Origin of the sequence: Lentzea sp. NPDC004782, assembly GCF_040609115.1 — a bacterium.
In the GTDB taxonomy this organism is placed as follows: Bacteria; Actinomycetota; Actinomycetes; order Mycobacteriales; family Pseudonocardiaceae; genus Lentzea.
Window position 1 is genome coordinate 1 of sequence record NZ_JBEXJN010000159.1, and the last position, 1,437, is coordinate 1,437.

Here is a 1,437-nt window from a genome sequence, read left to right on the forward strand (position 1 = left end):
CTGGTGTTTTAACCAGGAGGCGCCTGGGCTTTGACATGGGCACGGCCACCGCTTGATCATCTTCGGGTTCCGCCAAGAACTCGAACTGAACAAGGGTGGCCGTGTCGCGTAGTGTGCCTGATCAAGGTCTGTCTGCCCAACTCCGGGCGTTGCAACGGTTCCGGCGTGAGGTCTATGACTGCTTCGGCGCGTGGCGGGACACGTTGTTTGAGCTGGTGGACGCGTTGCTGGTCAGTCCGCGGCGGCCGCCGTCGATGCCGTGGCTGACGCTGGAGGCGCCGCTGAATCGCGGGCATGGCAGTGTTTACAAGGCGTTGCGGCGGGGCTGGATCGACACGGTCGCGCTCGCGCGGACACTGACCACGCTGCTGACGGGACAGGCTGACGCGGACGAGGGCTGGGTGTTCGCGCTGGACTGTTCGCAGTGGCCGCGCCCGCACGCGGACACCAGCCCCGGCCGGACGTTGAACTACGACGCCACGAAGGACCGGCGGGACCGGCGGGCTCCGGTCACCGAGGGCTGGTGGTTCCAGTGGCTGGCCGCCACCAACAGCGAACATTCCTCGTGGGCGCCACCGGTCGATCTCGCCCGGATCGGCCCTGATGACAACCACCACAAGGTGGCGGTCACCCAGATCAGATCCCTGCTCGGCCGGCTGCCCGCCGGCCTGCCGCAGGTGCCGGTGGTGTGCATGGACGGTGACTACAGTGCGGTCTGGATCGGCCGGCAGCTGGCCGGGCTGCCGGTCAGCGTGCTGATCCGGGTCCGCTCGGACTCGGTGATGCTCACCGACCCGCCACCCCGCAAGGCGGGTGCTCGTGGCCGGCCGCCGGTCCACGGACCGGCGATGAAGCTGTCCACGCCCGAGACCTGGCCCGAGCCCGACGAGATCAGGATCGCCCCGCCCCGGCCGGACCGGGGCCGCCCGCGCGAGCTGTCGGTGCTGGCCTGGCACGGGCTGCACCCGCGGCACTCCAAGAGACTCGACGAGCCCGGCCACAGTCCGCACTCGGGCAAGACCCGCGAGATCGTGCGCGGCAGCGTGATCCGTATCCAGTCCGCCGACCCGGCCGAGAAACCGATCTGGCTGTTCTGGACCGGCCCGGCCGGCTCGTTCGACCTGGACCGGCTCTGGCGTGCTTACCTGCGCCGTTTCCAGATCGAGCACCTGTTCCGGTTCTGCAAACAGCACCTCGGCTGGACCCTGCCCCGGCTGCGCACTCCCGAGCAGGCCACCCGCTGGAGCTGGCTGATCGCCGCTGCCTATGCCCAGCTCGTCGCCGCCCGCGACCTCGTCGGCGACCACCGCCTGCGCTGGGAACGAGCGGGATTGATGTCTCCGTTACGGGTCAAACGCGGATTCCGGGTACTTCAGCCCGAGCTGGGCACCCCGGCCAAGTCCCGTAAACCCTTCCGGCCAGGCCCCGGCCGCCCAC

Annotated in this window: 1 protein-coding gene; it reads left to right on the forward strand. The window is 69.6% G+C overall.

Features of this window, described 5'->3' with window-relative positions; all coding sequences use genetic code 11:
- Positions 1-215: 215 nt before the first annotated feature.
- Positions 216-1,437, forward strand: a 1,222-nt coding sequence (locus ABZV40_RS46415; RefSeq protein ID WP_355456517.1) for a transposase, incomplete at its 3' end; no start/stop codon positions are given.